The sequence below is a fragment of the Bacillus cereus group sp. BfR-BA-01379 genome (assembly GCF_022663605.1).
In the GTDB taxonomy this organism is placed as follows: Bacteria; Bacillota; Bacilli; order Bacillales; family Bacillaceae_G; genus Bacillus_A; species Bacillus_A mobilis.
Window position 1 is genome coordinate 1 of record NZ_JAKUFT010000180.1, and the last position, 689, is coordinate 689.

Sequence of the window (689 nt, forward strand, 5' to 3'; positions counted from 1 at the left end):
TACTTTCTTACCATTTACTTCTGTTGTTTCTGTATTTTTGTACGTGTTCGTGATTGTTGTTCCTTCTACTTTTGTCTCATAGCCGTCAACTTTTACTTCACTTACTGTGTACTCAAGCTCTTTTCCTTGTTCATCGTACTTCGGTAGATCTTTGAAACTGAACGTCCAGTTGCCTTTTTCATCTGCTTTCACTTCTTGCGTTTTAAACTCTTTTCCATTTTGAAGCAGTTGAACCTTGATACTTCCTGGGCGTGTACCAAACTTATTGTCGTAGTCTTCCCATACTTTCTTACCATTTACTTCTGTTGTTTCTGTATTCTTGTAAGTATTCGTAATCGTCGTTCCTTCTACTTTTGTTTCATAGTCTTTCACTTTTACTTCACTTACTGTGTACTCAAGCTCTTTTCCTTGTTCATCGTACTTTGGTAAATCTTTGAAACTAAATGTCCAGTTTCCTTTTTCATCTACTTTCACTTCTTGCGTTTTAAATTCTGTTCCATTTTGAAGCAGTTGAACCGTGATGCTTCCTGGACGTGTGTTGAATTTATTGTCGTAGTCTTCCCATACTTTCTTACCACTTACTTCTGTTGTTTCTGTATTCTTGTAAGTATTCGTAATCGTCGTTCCTTCTACTTTTGTTTCATAGTCTTTCACTTTTACTTCACTTACTGTGTACTCAAGCTCTTTTC

Annotated in this window: 1 protein-coding gene; it reads right to left on the minus strand. The window is 36.1% G+C overall.

Annotated features, from left to right (window positions below; genetic code table 11):
- Nucleotides 1-689: Cna B-type domain-containing protein (locus MR113_RS27300; RefSeq protein ID WP_242257483.1), on the minus strand; the 689-nt coding region annotated here is incomplete at both ends.